This is a genomic window from Clostridiales bacterium, assembly GCA_030016385.1.
Lineage (GTDB): Bacteria > Bacillota > Clostridia > Clostridiales > Oxobacteraceae > JASEJN01.
This window is the reverse complement of sequence record JASEJN010000069.1, coordinates 1-16,338: the sequence shown is the minus strand read 5'-3', so window position 1 is coordinate 16,338 and position 16,338 is coordinate 1. Positions and strand designations below refer to the sequence as shown.

Annotated in this window: 16 protein-coding genes; 7 read left to right on the top strand and 9 right to left on the bottom strand. The window is 39.3% G+C overall.

Features of this window, described 5'->3' with window-relative positions; genetic code table 11:
• Positions 1 to 137 precede the first annotated feature (137 nt).
• From QME45_12875 to QME45_12860, 4 genes are all read left to right on the top strand, one after another.
• Positions 138 to 1,448 carry a serine hydrolase gene (locus QME45_12875; protein ID MDI6619541.1) on the top strand — a complete coding sequence of 437 codons (1,311 nt, stop codon included), beginning with the start codon at positions 138 to 140 and terminating at the stop codon, positions 1,446 to 1,448.
• Positions 1,449 to 1,590: 142 nt separating this feature from the next.
• Positions 1,591 to 1,938, top strand: coding sequence for a hypothetical protein (locus QME45_12870; GenBank protein MDI6619540.1), 348 nt, complete (start codon positions 1,591 to 1,593; stop codon positions 1,936 to 1,938).
• 121 nt (positions 1,939 to 2,059) lie between these two features.
• Entirely contained in the window at positions 2,060 to 2,995 is a 936-nt protein-coding gene (locus QME45_12865) for an L-lactate dehydrogenase (protein ID MDI6619539.1), read from the top strand.
• Between the two features lie 164 nt (positions 2,996 to 3,159).
• A complete protein-coding gene (locus QME45_12860; GenBank protein MDI6619538.1) occupies positions 3,160 to 4,332 on the top strand; it encodes a GNAT family N-acetyltransferase in 1,173 nt (390 codons plus the stop codon).
• A 259-nt stretch (positions 4,333 to 4,591) separates the two neighbouring features.
• Here the strand turns inward: QME45_12860 and QME45_12855 are convergent, their stop codons facing one another.
• A complete protein-coding gene (locus tag QME45_12855) occupies positions 4,592 to 5,989 on the bottom strand; it encodes an ATP-binding protein (GenBank protein ID MDI6619537.1) in 1,398 nt (465 codons plus the stop codon).
• Position 5,990: 1 nt separating this feature from the next.
• On the bottom strand, positions 5,991 to 6,689 hold the full coding sequence (locus tag QME45_12850; GenBank protein MDI6619536.1) for a response regulator transcription factor: 699 nt from the start codon (positions 6,687 to 6,689) through the stop codon (positions 5,991 to 5,993).
• Between the two features lie 417 nt (positions 6,690 to 7,106).
• On the opposite strand from QME45_12850, the gene QME45_12845 reads away from it, so the two are divergent.
• Positions 7,107 to 8,909: a sulfite exporter TauE/SafE family protein gene (locus QME45_12845; protein ID MDI6619535.1), complete on the top strand. Its 1,803-nt coding sequence runs from the start codon at positions 7,107 to 7,109 to the stop codon at positions 8,907 to 8,909.
• Between the two features lie 73 nt (positions 8,910 to 8,982).
• Here QME45_12845 and QME45_12840 read toward each other — a convergent pair whose 3' ends face one another.
• The 3 genes from QME45_12840 to QME45_12830 form a co-directional block, all read right to left on the bottom strand.
• The gene (locus QME45_12840) at positions 8,983 to 9,195 is read right to left on the bottom strand and encodes a cation transporter (protein ID MDI6619534.1); all 213 of its coding nucleotides are present in this window, start codon (positions 9,193 to 9,195) and stop codon (positions 8,983 to 8,985) included.
• A gap of 90 nt (positions 9,196 to 9,285) precedes the next feature.
• The gene (locus tag QME45_12835; GenBank protein ID MDI6619533.1) at positions 9,286 to 11,496 is read right to left on the bottom strand and encodes a heavy metal translocating P-type ATPase; all 2,211 of its coding nucleotides are present in this window, start codon (positions 11,494 to 11,496) and stop codon (positions 9,286 to 9,288) included.
• A gap of 50 nt (positions 11,497 to 11,546) precedes the next feature.
• Positions 11,547 to 11,813: a metal-sensing transcriptional repressor gene (locus QME45_12830; GenBank protein ID MDI6619532.1), complete on the bottom strand. Its 267-nt coding sequence runs from the start codon at positions 11,811 to 11,813 to the stop codon at positions 11,547 to 11,549.
• A 198-nt stretch (positions 11,814 to 12,011) separates the two neighbouring features.
• On the opposite strand from QME45_12830, the gene QME45_12825 reads away from it, so the two are divergent.
• Complete coding sequence (locus QME45_12825; protein MDI6619531.1) at positions 12,012 to 12,665, top strand: hypothetical protein; 654 nt, start codon at positions 12,012 to 12,014, stop codon at positions 12,663 to 12,665.
• 84 nt (positions 12,666 to 12,749) lie between these two features.
• On the opposite strand, the gene QME45_12820 is transcribed toward QME45_12825, so the two are convergent.
• Together QME45_12820 and QME45_12815 are read right to left on the bottom strand one after the other, a co-directional pair.
• Positions 12,750 to 12,938, bottom strand: a complete 189-nt coding sequence (locus tag QME45_12820) for a hypothetical protein (protein MDI6619530.1) — start codon at positions 12,936 to 12,938, stop codon at positions 12,750 to 12,752.
• A 113-nt stretch (positions 12,939 to 13,051) separates the two neighbouring features.
• On the bottom strand, positions 13,052 to 13,864 hold the full coding sequence (locus tag QME45_12815) for an alpha/beta hydrolase (GenBank protein MDI6619529.1): 813 nt from the start codon (positions 13,862 to 13,864) through the stop codon (positions 13,052 to 13,054).
• Between the two features lie 153 nt (positions 13,865 to 14,017).
• On the opposite strand from QME45_12815, the gene QME45_12810 reads away from it, so the two are divergent.
• Complete coding sequence (locus QME45_12810; GenBank protein ID MDI6619528.1) at positions 14,018 to 14,146, top strand: hypothetical protein; 129 nt, start codon at positions 14,018 to 14,020, stop codon at positions 14,144 to 14,146.
• A gap of 356 nt (positions 14,147 to 14,502) precedes the next feature.
• Here QME45_12810 and QME45_12805 read toward each other — a convergent pair whose 3' ends face one another.
• Positions 14,503 to 14,667 carry a hypothetical protein gene (locus tag QME45_12805; GenBank protein MDI6619527.1) on the bottom strand — a complete coding sequence of 55 codons (165 nt, stop codon included), beginning with the start codon at positions 14,665 to 14,667 and terminating at the stop codon, positions 14,503 to 14,505.
• A 23-nt stretch (positions 14,668 to 14,690) separates the two neighbouring features.
• Positions 14,691 to 16,226 (bottom strand): hypothetical protein, encoded by a 1,536-nt coding sequence (locus tag QME45_12800; GenBank protein MDI6619526.1) that lies wholly within the window; start codon positions 16,224 to 16,226, stop codon positions 14,691 to 14,693.
• Between the last annotated feature and the right edge of the window lie 112 nt (positions 16,227 to 16,338).

Genomic DNA, 16,338 nt, shown 5'->3' with positions numbered 1-16,338 from the left:
TGAATCTGCCGAATGAGTGTTCAAAATAACATAAACTCATATTGCGAATTGAAGATTCCTGTAATAACCACTTGAAAGAATGGCAACATTGAAGTATATTGGAAAAAGAAACTATCAAAATTGAGGTGCTGTGAAATATGAAAAAAATATTGAAAAAATGTGTCAGCTGTTTATTCATAACAATTTTTATTGTATTCAATTGTACATATACCTTTGCAAAAGCAACTACCAACGATCTTGCAAACGTCAATGCTGAAGGAGTAATATTGGTCGACTACTCAAGCGGCAGGATATTATATGAAAAGAACGCAGATGAACCCCTGCACCCTGCAAGCATGACAAAAATGATGACGGAGTATCTTGTGAATGAAAGCATTAAAAACGGCAAAATAAAATGGGACCAAAAAGTATCCATAAGCGATTATGTATATATGGTTTCACAGGATAATTCCCTTTCAAATGTTCCGTTGAAAAAGGACGAACAATATTCGGTAAGAGAATTATATGAGTCTATGGCTATATATTCTGCAAACGGTTCAACCATTGCCCTTGCCGAGCTGATCGCAGGCTCCGAAGCGAACTTTGTGAAAATGATGAATGATAAGGCCGCAAGTATGGGTCTCAAAAACTGTAAATTTGTAAACAGTACCGGCCTTAACAATGCAGACTTAAAGGGAAAGCATCCTGCAGGAGGGAAAAATGATGAAAATACAATGTCTCCACGCTCAGTTGCGATGCTTGCATTCAACCTTTTGCATGATTATCCCGATGTTTTAAAGACTGCAAGCATCCCGAGGAAGATATTCAAAGAAGGAACGAAGGATGCAATAGTAATGGATAACTGGAATTGGATGATCCCGGGGACAGAGTACCCCGTGCTGGATTATAAAGGCGTTGACGGTCTTAAGACAGGATCGACGGACCTTGGCGGGATATCATTTACGTGTACTGCGATGAGAAATAACATGAGATTTATATCTGTTATAATGAAAACAACTTTAAATTACAAGCAGAGCAGATTTATAGAAACAAAAAAAATACTTGACTACGTTTTCAGCAATTATGAGAAAAAGGACCTTTTCCCTGCAGGGTATAAAATACAGGGCCAGTCCAAGCTGCCTGTAAAAAATGGAAAGGATAATTATGCTGAAGTCGCAACAAAGTCCCCCCTCTCGGTTGTTTTAAAAAAGGGAGAAGATAATATGTTCAAACCTACATACACCTTTGAAAATACAGTATATCAAAACGGCAAGTTAATAGCACCTCTTTCAAAAGGCCAGACTGTAGGTTATCTTACTATTGATTATAAAGGCGCCTCCAAATATGGCTACCTGATACCTGCATATAGGGAAAAAGTACCTGTAATCGCTGTAAATCAGGTAAAAAAAGCAAGTTTCATAAGGGCTTTTTTCAGAAACATAATAGAATTTATATCAAAACTGTTTTAAATCATATTTACCTACAAAAAAGCGTCTTCGGATAACTGGAAGATGCTTTTTTCTGTAACAACCATCGGTATTTTAACATAATATAAAATTAGAATAGACATGTTACGGATTTCCAACGCCCGATAAGGAGGGAGGAAAAGATATGCCTTACGGTTATCCAGCTTATGGTACGGGATTTACGGGCTATGGTACGGGATATGCAGGTTACGGCGGCTACGGCGGCGGAACAAATTGGGGCGTCAGATGGATATATGCTCTTCTGATTCTCATCGTGATCGTGCTTCAATTTGGCAGAAATTCCAAACCGGTTAGCACAGCCCAAACAGGCGTGAATCCATGCGATAGCTGCGAAAACCTGACTGAAGGCACCGATTGTATGACAGATCGCCAAAATTTTCAACTAATCGATAACAGTGTATTATTTATAATAATCGTATTCCTCCTCGTTTTATGCGGAGGATGCTGGCCAGGTACAGGCTACAGCTGTTAAAGATTCAGGAACGGGCAGGTTGTGCCTTCATGCCCGCTCCTGTACATATTTTAGCAACCATGTTATAATATAATAAAATTGGTAATAATACTATTGTATTTTTTTATCCGGAGGTATACATATGAATAAGGTTAGCATAGTGGGCTCGGGTTTTGTCGGCGCAACGACGGCATATACCCTTGCGGCAAGCGGAACAGTAGATGAAATTGTGCTTATAGATTTAAACAAGTCTAAAGCAGAAGGCGATGCTCTCGACATAAGCCATGGTATACCGCTTATAAATTCCGTAAATGTTTACTCGGGGGATTATGATGACTGCAAAGGTTCTGATATTATAATCGTATCGGCCGGTGCAAATTCTAAACCCGGCGAAACAAGGCTTGATCTGGCTCATAAAAACGCCGAGATTTTCAAACAGATGATACCAAAACTTTTAAAGATAAATCAGGATGCAGTATATTTAATCGTGACAAATCCCGTGGATATACTGGCCTATGTCACACAGAAGATATCGAATCTTCCATTTGGCAGGGTAATAAGCTCAGGTACTCTTCTGGACAGTTCAAGGCTCAGGTATCTTTTAAGCCTTCACTGCAATATAGACGCAAGAAGCATACACGGATATATGATAGGAGAACATGGTGACTCCGAGCTCGCGGCCTGGAGCATTACAAATATCGCCGGCATACCTTTTGACAGGTATTGCAGCATATGCGGTGAAGCATGTAATAAATATATCAAAAGCGATATAGAGAATAAAGTCAGAAGAGCTGCATATGAGATCATCGAAAAAAAAGGAGCGACATATTATGCAGTGGCTCTGGCGGTAAAAAGAATCGTCGAGGCGATAATAAGAGATGAGCGGTCGATACTTACTGTATCATCGATGCTAAACGGTCAGTACGGAATCGATGACGTTTGCATAAGCCTTCCGTCGATAGTCGGCAGGCATGGTGTTGAAAAAATACTTGAGCTTCCAATATCGGAGGAAGAAAAGTTGCTTTTCAGGAAGTCTGCTTCAATTTTAAAAGATATAATAAGGGATATAAAACTATAACAAGATGTATAAAGATTATTTTAAGAATATGCACCTACTATACTACTATAACCTGTAAAAATCATGCAGGTTATTTCTTTATCCGTTAGCTATTTAAAATCGCATGATGTTATTATGAACTTCTGGTATAATAGGATTAAATAATTGAGAAAGAAGTGATGCTAATGCCCATAAAGTATATTGCTAAAGAGGAACATGGCAGGATGCAGGAAATTGCAACTTACTGTTTTACATGGATGCACAATGCCAGAGATGTTATGAAAAAGTATTTTCAAGATTATGTTGAAGAAGACTATGCCCTGGGTTATTATGATGACAACGGGACTTTGATGTCTCAGGTGGTATGCTTCCCTTTCGAAATATATATAGATGGAGTCGCCATGAAAATGGGTGGCATAGGCTTGGTTTCATCTATGCCTGAAGAACGTCACGGAGGCAAAATCGGCTTGCTGCTCAAGGAATGGCTGGCAGCAATGAAAGACAGGGGACAAGTAGTTTCCATGTTAGGGCCATTTTCTTTTGAATTCTACAGAAAATACGGATACGAAATAGGTATCGAAATGCTGCATTATACAATACCCGTTGAATATCTCAAAATTTTCAAGGGAAAATATACAATGAAGGCTTATGAGGAAAAAGATCTGCCCTGTATGAACGAGCTTTATAAAAAATTTGCCAAAGCTCATAACGGCTGTGCCGTAAGAGACAGCCTCTTATGGAATGAATTGACTCTAAGCCATCCATGGGATGATCAATATGGCAGATATACATATGTATGCTATGATAATGATAATTTCAAAGGTTATATGATTTTTTCCATTAAAGAAGGGAAAATGCACGTCCACGAGATAGTCTATGATGGCAAAGATGCGATGGACACATTACTGTCATTCATATATTCACATCAGGCACAGATAAACGAAGTGAATATTTTGGTGCCGATGGACGATGGCATACAATATATAATGCCCAATCCGAGAATTAAAAGGGAAATACAGTGTGGGATGATGTTCAGGGTTGTCGATGTAAAAGCAGCCCTTGCCATGAAAAATTATAGCGGTGCAAATAGCGGCTTTAGCATAAAGATAACGGATCCTGCCGCAGCCTGGAATGAAACACCGCTTAAAATCACGATCCTTAATGGGAAAATCGATATCGATGAGTGCAATACCGCCGATTTGTCATGCGATATCCAGACTTTCAGCCAGATTTTCATAGGATATTTGACGCCGTCCATGGCTTTTAGCCTTGACAAATTAAGAGGAGAATATAAATCTGTCATAGAAATGGAAAAAGCATTTAAAAAATCATCTACCTTTAATACCGTAGGTTTTTAAGGAAATATCGGCCACGCACCTTAGCAGCCGTTGTCTTATCAGCATAATTATAATGTGCATCAAAATTATTTGAAGAATATTATGGAAAGAACAATTAGCGGAAGGTCTTTAGAGTCTGTTAACGCATGTTCAGGATAAGCAGAATCATGTTTGAGCTAAGATAAGTTTTGATTCTGCCCTGAACAAGTTTACAGACTCTAAAGACTGTGAGCTTAGCGATTGAAATAATATTCTTCAAATATAAAAATATATTCTATAATTATGCGCCGTTTTTAGGCAGCAGCACGTGAAACTCCGTCCCTTTATTTTCTTCACTCAACGCATATATTCTTCCATTATGAGCTTCAACAATGGCCTTCGTGATCGCAAGGCCGATCCCTGCTCCCCCTGTTTTTCGATTTCTTGACTTATCGGCTCTGAAGAACCTTTCAAATATATATGGCAAATCCGCTTTGGAAATACCGATTCCATTGTCCCCTATAACTATTTCAGCATCATTGCCGCTGCTTCTTACGGTAACTTTTATTAATCCCCCTTCATTTGTATACTTTATAGCATTGGAGATGATGTTCACAATTACCTGGCCTATTTTGTCCTTATCCGCTGAAATTATTATATCTTCATCCAGCCAGGTTTCAAGTTTTATATCTTTATTCCTAAACTCGCCCTGGAAGTTCATTAAAATGTTCCCAACAAGGCTGGATACATTGAAATCCGACTTATTAAGCGATATGTTTTCACTTTCATAATCTGTAAGCTGCTTTAAATCGCCAACCAGATGCCCGAGCCTCAATATTTCTTCATGACAGCTTTTTATCCTTTCAATCGACGGTTCCCATATGCCGTCTATCATGGCCTCCATATGGCTTTGCAAAGTGGTTATAGGTGTCCGAAGCTCATGGGCGATATCCGCAGTAAGCCTTTTCCTGAGCATTTCATGCCTTTGGAGGCTTTCAGCCAAACTGTTTATCGCACTCGTAAGCTCATTTATTTCTTTTATATCAGAATTTTTATTTATCCTTACCTCATATTTTCCATTGGAGATTTTTCCGGTGGTGTTTATTACATTTAAAATAGGTTTGCTCAGCCTTGCAGCCATCAGGATACCCAAAATCACCGCAAATAGCAAAGAGAAAATACCGACGGCAATTATAATCGTATTCAACGCTTTTAGAAAAAACAGATCGTTATCCGTATAAAAAAACGGCCCGTAATATCCTATCTTCACAGTTGCTATTTTAACCGAGTTTTTTACAATGGGGTATCCTTCCTCAATATAGCCTCCCTTAAAATTAGGGAATCTCTTTATCATATTTTGTGACATATGATTTATCATGCTCTTGCAAACACCGTTGTTATATTCTGTGGCATCCCATATCGTATTACCGGATTTATCCTTCACGGATACGATCATGCCGCGCTGCATGGCATCTATGCCGACATTTTGGATTACGCCTATGTTCCACTTGCTCTCACTTTGAAACCCGTTGCTTATTGAATTGACTATGTCATGATTCTTCTGATACTGATTTTTTATTATATAGTTTGAGAATTGCTTCTCGAGAAAAAAATTTGCAAGAATGCTTATTGAGAATACGCACAGCAATGCAATCAATGCATAATCAAAAGATAATTTTGCCTTCAGGCTTTTTCCCATTTTATTCACCGCCAAATTTATAACCTACCCCATGGACTGTTATAACATAATGGGGCTCTTTCGGATTAGTTTCTATTTTCTGCCTCAAATTTTTAATATGCGTATCTATTATTCTATCCATCCCGCCATAATCCTCACCCAGCGCGATATCGATAAGTTCATCCCTTGTAAACACCCTTTTGGGATATTTAAAAAGCGCCATGAGTATGTTGTATTCACTGGGTGTCAAGTTCACTATTTTCCCTTTCTTTCTGACTTCATGCCCCATAGTGTTTACCGTAATATCCCCATTGTTAAAAACAAGCGTATCCGCCATTGGAGAAATATCATGCCCCATCCTCTTAAAAAGCGCTCTCACCCTTGCAACAAGCTCCCTCGGGCTAAAAGGCTTTGTCACATAATCGTCAGCCCCTATATCAAACCCCTTTAATACATCGCTTTCCTCTACTTTAGCGGTAAGCATTATTATGGGAACAGAGGACTCTTTTCTTACTATCCGGCACACTTCCTCCCCTGTGATATCCGGAAGCATCAGATCCAGAATTATAAGGGCCGGATTTAAATTATGAAACATACTCACGGCTTCTCTCCCGCTATATGCGCAATATACAGCATAATCATTTTTTTCAAGATATGATTTTATCACATCGGCAATTTTTTCCTCATCATCAACAACGAGTATCTTTTTGTTATTCAACATTTTAACCCTCGCTTTTCAATACCTCAAAAAATTAATTCTATATATCTTCAATTTGCAATATATATTGTGATGTTTTTAGACACTTCATTCACTAATTCTGGTGTATATAGAATATTATATAATATTTTTGTGGAATTTTTATAAAGATATCCCGGAAATAATATATTAATATCTGAATAAATGTTCTAAATACCTTCGATTCGTAATATGAAATCAGGCATAAATTGGCTTGTGTTATTTTGGGCAACGAATAAGTGTCCAAAATAACACAAGCTCAAATTGCGAATCGAAGTCTAAATATGACATCTTTATAAAATCTCCATAATTTTATATTATACTGAAATAAAATTATGCTCAGGGTATCTTTCTGTATATTTTATATTTAAAGATATCACGGAAAGAGGATGGAGGTAAAAAATGAGCATCAAAAAAGAAAAAGTCAAGGTCTATGACATGACATGCACATCCTGTGAAGCCAGAGTCGAAAAGGCCATAAAAAAACTTGAAGGCGTAAAGGGGGTTATGGCAAGCTTTAGCGGGCAGAGTGCCATCGTTGAATACGATACCGATTATTGTGATTCGAAAATGATAAAAGAGGCCATTAAAAAGGCCGGTTACAGCACAGAAGATTCGAAGGCTTTCAACATAACGGGCATAATCATAATTGTGGCGGCAATTCTTCTGCTTGGAACCAATACAGGCGGATTTGACATGAATTCAAAGCTTAAAAATGCATCGTATCTCGTTTTATTTTTCGTAGGCATACTTACATCCATACACTGCGTAGGCATGTGCGGCGGAATAATGCTTTCCCAGAGTATATCAAAAGAAAAAACAAGCGGGCTGGATGCCTTAAGACCTGCATTATTGTATAACGCAGGAAGGGTAACGGCTTATACGATTCTGGGCGGGATTGTGGGTGCTCTTGGCTCGCTGCTTTCCCTTACACTTGGCACGAAGGCTGCACTTCAGATGATTGCAGGAGCTTTCATGATAATAATGGGACTTAACATGTCAGGATTTTCTCTTTTCAGAAAGATCAATATCAGACTCCCGTGGTCCTCGTATTCCGTGAAAAGAAAACCGAAGACTCCTTTTTTCATAGGCATGTTGAACGGGCTTATGCCTTGCGGTCCCCTTCAGACCATGCAGCTTTTTGCATTGGGTACCGGAAGCGCATTCAAAGGAGCTCTTTCCATGTTCTTTTTTGCTCTTGGAACTGTTCCGCTTATGTTGACTTTCGGAGCTGTATCGGGTTTACTAAGTAAAAACAATACCAATAAGCTGTTAAAGTTCAGCGGAATACTCGTCGTAGTGCTTGGACTTGTGATGGGAAGCAGAGGTCTTGCCCTCGCGGGAGTTAACCTCCCTACCATAAATCTCAACAAGCAGGGGGTTGCTTTTGCATCCGGGTCCCCATCAGGCAATACTGCAAAAGCCGTTATAAAAGATGGCGTACAGACTATAACCATGACAGCCGATGAGAAAGGCTATACTCCAAACGGATTTTATGTTCAAAAAAATGTGCCTGTCAAATGGGTCATTGAAGGAAAGGGACTTAACTCATGCAACGGGCAAGTGGTGATCCCCTCACTCAACAAACAAGTCCAGCTTAATCAGGGTGAAAACGTGGTACAATTTACCCCCGGCGATAAAGATATCAGTTTCAGCTGCTGGATGGGAATGATAAGAGGTGTCATAAAGGTTGTGGACAATATCGATTCCGTGGATACATCAAAGTCTGATCCGTCAATCCCGGCACCAAGCAGTGGAATGAGCTGCTGTACAGGTGGTGGATCGTCACCATCACAGCAGAAACAGAGCATTTATGGAAATGATATAAGCAATGTTAAAACAGATAGGTTAATCCACAGGGCATTGATATCGGGAAACTTTCAAACTGCTAAAATTGCCGGTAAGGGATATGAACTTGAACCTTTGATCTCCGTAATAAATAAGGGAATAAAAACCAAACTATCAATCGACCTCACCTCTTTTGATAATCCCGAAGGCAAATTTACCATACTGGATGTAAACAGCGGCGAAACGTTAACTGAATTTAACGGGAAAAAGGGAATCGTAAATGTTGAATTCAAGATAGATAAAGATGGAGGATATGCCATCGTTAAAGACAACGCCGCACTCCACATAATAGAAGTTACGGACAACGCTAAAACTGCAGACCTCGATGAGATAAGATTAAAATATATAAGCCAGTAAAATTTGGATACACCAAGTGTCGAATATAATTAAAGGGCAGCCTTCAAAGCTGCCCTTTAATTATATTCGCTCTCTATTTGTTTTCTATATTCACTACCTCATATCCTGCATCTTCAACTGCCTGCTTTATCTTTTCATCGGTGATGCCTTCGCCTATTTCAGCTTCAGCCGCCTTTTTTCTAAGGCTTACCGAAACTTTTTTTGCGCCTATTTCCTCTAAAGCCTCTTTTACATGTTTAACACAATGTTCGCAGCTCATTCCCTCTATTGATATTTTCTTTTTCATAACTTTTCCCTCCATATAATATTTGCTCCGGTTATGATTAAAAACCGGCAGATGTCATGTACAATAACTTATGCGATCCCTTCGCAGACCTTACTTTAAAGGTTTAAAACTCTTTAATCGAAGAGCATTTGTCAATACCGATACAGAACTGAAGCTCATCGCAAGAGCGGCGATCATCGGATTCAGCAATGGACCGCCAAAGAGGTATAAAACTCCCATGGCGACGGGTATTCCGAGAGTATTATACCCAAAAGCCCAGAACAGATTTTCCTTTATATTCTTTATGGTTTTTTTGCTCAGCTCTATCGCAGTGGGTACATCCATAAGGTCACTTCTCATGAGCACAATGTCCGCGGACTCCATGGCAACATCCGTACCGGAGCCTATGGCTATGCCTATATCCGCCTGCGCAAGTGCTGGAGCATCATTTATACCGTCTCCAACCATAGCAACCTTTTTGCCTTCACTTTGGATTTTCTTGACCTCGCCTGCCTTATCCTCGGGCAGAACTTCCGCCAATGTCCGGTCTATCCCGACTTCTTTTGCGATGGCCTGTGCAGTCCTCCTGTTATCTCCCGTTATCATCGCCACTTCGATTCCCATATCGTGCAGCTTTTCTATGGCACGTCTGCTGTTTTCCTTGACGGTATCCGCAACGGCTATGACACCGCCTATCTTACCGTTTATCGCGATATACATAGGGGTCTTTCCCTCTTTGGCAAGCCTTTGGAAAATACTTTCAATATTTGAAAGTGATACCGATCTGTCATCCATCAGCTTCTTATTCCCAAGAAGTATTTTTTCATTATCCACAGTTACCTCTATGCCATGGCCTGGAATAGCTTTAAAGTTTTCAGTATCTTTAAACTCTATCCCCCGCTCTTGTGCGCCTTTTACTATGGCTTCGCCAAGAGGATGCTCAGATCCTCTCTCTGCCGATGCGGCAATCTGCAACAGCTTGTCTTTATTTAAACCCTCTGCCGGTACTATATCCGTCACTTTTGGATCGCCTTCTGTGATCGTGCCTGTTTTATCAAACACAATGGTCTGTATTTTGTGCGCTGTCTCAAGAGCCGTACCGCTTTTTATCAGCACGCCATATTCCGCTCCCTTGCCTGTACCCACCATTATTGCGGTAGGTGTTGCAAGACCAAGAGCGCATGGGCACGCGATAACAAGGACCGATATGAATATCGTAATTACAAAGGCAATCGGTTTGCCGGATATATACCAGGCTGCGGCGGATAATACAGCCAAAGCTATGACAGCAGGCACAAAATAACCTGAAATCGTATCTGCAAGCTTTGCAATAGGCGCTTTAGAGCCCTGTGCCTCCTCAACAAGCTTTATTATCTGGGCAAGCACTGTGTCCTTTCCAACCTTTGTCGCCCTGTATTTTATGGAACCGTTCTTGTTTATGCTTGCGCCGACTATATCGTCTCCCACGTTCTTTTCAACAGGAATGCTCTCTCCTGTAAGCATCGATTCATCTACTGAAGTCATGCCATCCGTAACCACGCCGTCGACGGGCATTTTTTCACCCGGCTTTACAACGATTATATCACCGGCTTCAACTTCTTCTATAGGTATTTCGACTTCTTTATTTTCTCTAATTATAACGGCAGTTTTTGGGGCAAGCCCCATTAATTTTTTAATAGCCTCGGACGTCTTTCCCTTTGATACGGCCTCAAAATATTTTCCAAGCGTAATCAAAGTCAATATAACTCCTGCGGATTCAAAATAAAGGCTATAATCCGTATTTCCGTTTAGTATTTCAATAACTGCAAATATTCCATATAAAAAAGCAGCCGATGTGCCTATCGCAATCAGCGAATCCATATTAGGGCTCATCCTGAACAATGCCTTGAAACCTGTTGTAAAATATTTTCTCCCTGTTATAATGATAGGAATGCAAAGCATAAGCTCGATTACTGCAAACTCTGCAGGATGCATCATCGGACTTATAGCGGACGGAAGGGTAAGCCCCGCTTTCTCCGCTATCATTGGAACCATTGCAATCAAAAGGAGAGGAACCGCAAAAATTGCAGATATTAAAAATCTATTCCACAGCCCCTTGATCTCTCTTTCTTTTCTTTCCCTGTCGGCATCGGTTGAAATATCATCATCCAGTGCCTTGTATCCTGCCTTTTCTATTGCCCTTTTGATATCGGTTACACGGACTTTCGAAGAGTCATATACTATGCTCAGCTTGTCGGCTGCAAAGTTTACATTTGATTCTGTAACACCATCCAGCTTTTTTGTCACCCTCTCGATTGTTCTTGCGCAAGCCGCACACGTCATGCCTTCAATTCTTAAAATCTTGCTGGTCAATCTATGATCACTCCTTTTACCTACTTGCCCATCAACTTAGAAAGCAGTTCGATTATTTCATCCACCTTCTTTTCTCCCGCATTGTTTAAAAATGCTTCCTTTACACAATGGTTAAGGTGCTGCTTTAAAATAAGCATATTTGCTTTCTTGAGCAATGACTGGGCAGCTATTATCTGGTTGGATATATCGATACAGTATCTTTCATCTTCGATCATCTTTATTATTCCATCTATCTGCCCTTTGGAAGTTTTTAAAAGCTGAAGCGCCTTTATCTTTTCTTCATTCATATGTCTCCTCCCTCCCCCCGTAGGTAGTGGTATCATCCCCTTAATAAACTCCTTGCCTCACGGAAAGGAGTTTATTAAAAACTATATACATCTTTCATATATTATAATAATATTAATATGTGAAGATTTTTTGAAGAAATGCATAAAAGTTAATATTTTTTAACCCACTATTTAGTATCGACTCTTCTATGCAAAAGATTGAAGAACTTTTTATATATAAACTTCGTCAAAATAGAGGAGAAACTGAAAGGTAGTGAGATCAATGAAGAAGTTGGTAACCATCATATTATCGGCTTATCGGCCGTTATATTTTTAAGCGGATGCAGCGGGCAATTAATGCAAAAAACCGATAACGAGGCTTCAAAGAAAACATCCATAATGCCTGAGGCAAAAGCAAAAAACGATAATAATGCTTTCAAAAACGCCAAACCGCAAATCAGCGATGAAGAAATGAAAATGGTAGAATTATATACCACAGTTATGAAAGAAGCTTTCAAGATCGAAAATGGTGGGAACGGTTTTATCGCCGTCAGATTAGACACCTTGCAGGGATTAAGCGATGCCGCTAAAGAAAGGGTCTTGGAAAACTTCAAAGATTTATCTGCGAATATTTATAGCTATGAACAAATCAAAGATGATAACACGAAAATTGAATGGTATGAAGGCAAATTCCCCAATAGAACTATAAATGGAACTATCCTATCAGTCAATTTGATAAAATACAAAAATAATGTTGCCCAAATACAAGCCATATCGTGGTTTGGGAGTTTAGGCGCCGTTCTTCCGAAATATGAAGCTGTATATAAAAACGGAAAATGGCAGCTTAAGACTATTGGATTTGCCATATCTTAATTTCAGATAATAATGCATTCATAAGGATTTATCGATCTCTGTATATGAATGCATTATAATACTAAAGAATATTTAATATGATTCTCATCTATTTTCATAATATGACCGTGAATATCTTATTCTATTTGTATAATTAACTGCCTTGTTTATATAATAGTCAAGATCATCAGATAGTTCATATATTCCATGTTCAATCCGTGACGGTCTTTTGGGCTGCATGGGCCTAAAATCATCAAGGAAACCCACCAAATCGAGCAAACTAAAAAAATCCATCTATAATCATCCCCCCAATCATTTTATGCAACATTTAAATATATTGTAATCTGAAGAGGGAATCATGCGGAAAGCCAAATATCACCTTTTACTATTTTCAGCCCTGAAAGATTTTATTGCTCGATGAATTTAACCAATTCTTCATTAAATTTATCACACTGTTCATAGAACACCCCATGGCCGCTGTATTCAAAGGGTATGAGTTTCGAATTTTTAATACTTTGTTCTTGTATCTCACCTAGTGAAAATGGAACAATTCTATCATGAATACCGTGAATTATCAATGTCGGAACATCTATTGTTTCCAGATCAGAAAAAAATGTTTCGTCTATCCACATTTTTGCGACGGCCGCGGTTGCCCAACCTGCTGCCTGCAATCCCAACTGGAAGAACCAATTTAAAAAAGCCTCCGTCGTATGCTGATAAAAAAACATATCGCCAAAATCCCGAAGCATTTTAGGCCGATCGGCATATGTCCCTTGAATAATTTGCAGGACAGTTTCTTTGTCCAGGCCATAAGGAAAATCAGGACGTTTGATAAGGCTAGGTGCCACTGCAGCACAAAGGACGAGCTTTGCTACCCCATAGCTCTTATGGCGAGCCATATATCTAATGGCTATCGCTCCTCCAGTTGAATGTCCTGCCAGTACGATATCATGCAATTTCAGCACATTAATTACACATGCGACATCGTCTGATAATCTATCAAAGTTGTAACCGCTCCAGGGTTTATCTGAATCGCCGAATCCCCTTGTGTCTATTCCAATGCATCTATACCCCATCCTCGGGAGTTGGTTAAATTGATATTCAAACAGCTTATGGTTTCCAGGCCAACCATGTAGAAACAGTATTGTCTTATTGCCTTCAGGATTAAGGTCCTCTATATAAATTTTTACATTAGATTCTACTTTAACATAGTATCCCATTTATAATCTCCAATATAAAAATAACTATATTAATAGGTTATTCACCTGATCATAAGTTTATGAATGGCTGAACCCGTTAGGCAGAACGCCATTTACTATTCAACAGTTTCGATGGAAAAATATTATTATAAATTAACAAAAGGAGATGTTTCTATGAATAAATTACCTGACATTATGCCCGATATCAAAATTAAAAAAACCGATAAGCAAATCTTTCCGGTTGTATGGGAAGAAATAACGGGCTGGTTTATTATCCCAAGATTGGGTAAAAAGCTTTCCTAGGGCATGTATGACTATCCCGAAAGGAAACTTACCGAATACTATGAATTAAAAGCAACTGGCAAAGCAATGGTACACGGCATCGAAGGAGTCGAAATCGTTTCCGCCGCCCATAATCCTTAGATATTTCTAACGGCATCCAATACATTTTCCGCGATAAAGTCAGCATTATATCCTGACCATGTATATCGGAACTCATTTAAGCTTGCTTTTCCTGCTCCCGTTAAAACAAGGATTCCCTTACACTCACCTGAAGGCTCATACATTCACAATATTGATATATTTTTTAAGGCTTTACTATTATCTTCCCTCTGCCTTTATATATATCTTTTTCCAAAACGTCATTTATATCATCTATATCAACCATATTTGATGGCATCTTCCATCATGTTTTTTAAACCTACACATCCTATAGCAACATCTATATGCTCTATTTCAAGTTCTCTCAACCTATCCTCCACATTTCCCACCACTGGATCTATAGCGATATCCGTGCCAAGCTTGTACCTAATTCTCTTTTTCACTTGACAAGCCCTATGTGGAAAAGCTAAAACTCAGCACATAATTCCACATTACCTGCGCATATCATTTTTCCCTTTTTTTCTGGTTTTACCCCCTTTGGTAACAGTGCAATGATGACTGCTTCGCCTTCAACAAGAGTTACGGAAAGCTTCTCCGCGTTTTCAGACAAGATCTGCTTGTTCTGCATATTCCAGAGGCAAACATCCTGCAAATGATTGCCCTTATACAATTCTGGACATTTGTTTTCCCAAATATCGGATGGAAAAAAACTTACGTTTATTGCTTTGCCATATGGATTTCGAAGGAGGTAAACGGGATATACCCTTTCTGCCAACCAATCTGTAATAGATAAATCATAAGCGTAAATGTTACTGTCAGTTGTTTCTGTTACAAGAGCATCCAACCAGCTTAGATAGCCAGCGCCATATACAGACCGATGGCCCCAAAAATCTCCGCAAGCAGCAGGCATATGCCCGTCTCTTATTTTCTCAAGTTTTTCATAAGGGATAGCTGCGTTAAGTTCCGCCTTGGTTTCATATAAAGGTTCTGTCCCCTTGGCAAAGAAGAGCTGAAAAGACGAAAGTGCATTAAGCATATATTTAGCAACTGCATCAGCAAGTGGAGGACAATATTTGACTGATGGAAGCAGAAACTGCATCGGCATAAGAGTTTCCATGCTGTACGCAGAACTTAAAGCATACTGACGGGATTCTCCACGCCATCCCATCATTAAACCGTTTATAGCTTCTTTTCCCCAACACCCGATCTGCAGGGGACCTTCTTCATGATCAAATACAAAACCAGCGGCTTTTTTTACATCTGTAGGAAAACCATGCGCATTCAACCAAGAGGAAGCCAAAACTCCAGCGCTACCGTTAGGTATCTCATACCATGGATTGTGGGAAAAATTTTCATATCTATGAATGGCTTTTTTGCTTTCCGCCAAATATTCGGACCTGCCTGCTTGAAGAGCCGCAAACAACATATTATAGGCGTATCCGGCAATAGAGTCGGGCTGACGAAAAATGTCCCTATGAGTAAAAGGTTTTCCCATTTTAAAATCATAACCTTGATCGTTAAAATTGTAATCTATTCTTTGTGCAAGGGAAAAAAGGCTATCGGCTGAGCTTCCCATCCGCAGTACAGCTTGGCTATTTTTTACATATAAAGTACGCAAAACAGCCCCGGCAAGAGTGTTTACATAAAATAAGTACCAATATTCAATTTTAGTTTTTTGAGGAGAATTAAGATAAATACCATGATTTTCGTCGTAAAAATCTGGATAGGTAGGCGCTATCCAGTCAGTATTATTGCTGCATAGCCATTCTCCTACCGCCAGTATTCCCCATGTAACCATTTCATTGCTGTTACTTTGGAGATAAGCGCCGAAAACAGGATGACCATTTTCACTGTACCGCAAAATGCCACTTTTTTGATCTGCAAATGTTTTTCTAAACTCCCTGCTTAGTGTTTTGTAATCGGGAACTTTCAAATGCGGAATATCCGGCATTAATTCAATAGACTTAAAGTGGTAAAAAAAAGCATCTTTTCCCCTTGCCATTATGGCATCTCCTTCCATTCCAATATAATTTTAAAAAGTCAATGTTTAAGTTATCGTAACTTCGATTCGTAATATGAACTTATGTTATTTTGAACACTCATTCGCCAGATTC

Excerpts from the sequence above, each read along its gene's own strand:
- QME45_12875 (MDI6619541.1), top strand. The coding sequence starts at position 138 with ATGAAAAAAATATTGAAAAAATGTGTCAGCTGTTTATTCATAACAATT.
- QME45_12870 (MDI6619540.1), top strand. The coding sequence starts at position 1,591 with ATGCCTTACGGTTATCCAGCTTATGGTACGGGATTTACGGGCTATGGT.
- QME45_12865 (MDI6619539.1), top strand. The coding sequence starts at position 2,060 with ATGAATAAGGTTAGCATAGTGGGCTCGGGTTTTGTCGGCGCAACGACG.
- QME45_12860 (MDI6619538.1), top strand. The coding sequence starts at position 3,160 with ATGCCCATAAAGTATATTGCTAAAGAGGAACATGGCAGGATGCAGGAA.
- QME45_12855 (MDI6619537.1), bottom strand. The coding sequence starts at position 5,989 with ATGGGAAAAAGCCTGAAGGCAAAATTATCTTTTGATTATGCATTGATT.
- QME45_12850 (MDI6619536.1), bottom strand. The coding sequence starts at position 6,689 with ATGTTGAATAACAAAAAGATACTCGTTGTTGATGATGAGGAAAAAATT.
- QME45_12845 (MDI6619535.1), top strand. The coding sequence starts at position 7,107 with ATGAGCATCAAAAAAGAAAAAGTCAAGGTCTATGACATGACATGCACA.
- QME45_12840 (MDI6619534.1), bottom strand. The coding sequence starts at position 9,195 with ATGAAAAAGAAAATATCAATAGAGGGAATGAGCTGCGAACATTGTGTT.
- QME45_12835 (MDI6619533.1), bottom strand. The coding sequence starts at position 11,496 with ATGACGTGTGCGGCTTGCGCAAGAACAATCGAGAGGGTGACAAAAAAG.
- QME45_12830 (MDI6619532.1), bottom strand. The coding sequence starts at position 11,813 with ATGAATGAAGAAAAGATAAAGGCGCTTCAGCTTTTAAAAACTTCCAAA.
- QME45_12820 (MDI6619530.1), bottom strand. The coding sequence starts at position 12,938 with ATGGATTTTTTTAGTTTGCTCGATTTGGTGGGTTTCCTTGATGATTTT.
- QME45_12815 (MDI6619529.1), bottom strand. The coding sequence starts at position 13,864 with ATGGGATACTATGTTAAAGTAGAATCTAATGTAAAAATTTATATAGAG.
- QME45_12810 (MDI6619528.1), top strand. The coding sequence starts at position 14,018 with ATGAATAAATTACCTGACATTATGCCCGATATCAAAATTAAAAAAACC.
- QME45_12800 (MDI6619526.1), bottom strand. The coding sequence starts at position 16,226 with ATGGCAAGGGGAAAAGATGCTTTTTTTTACCACTTTAAGTCTATTGAA.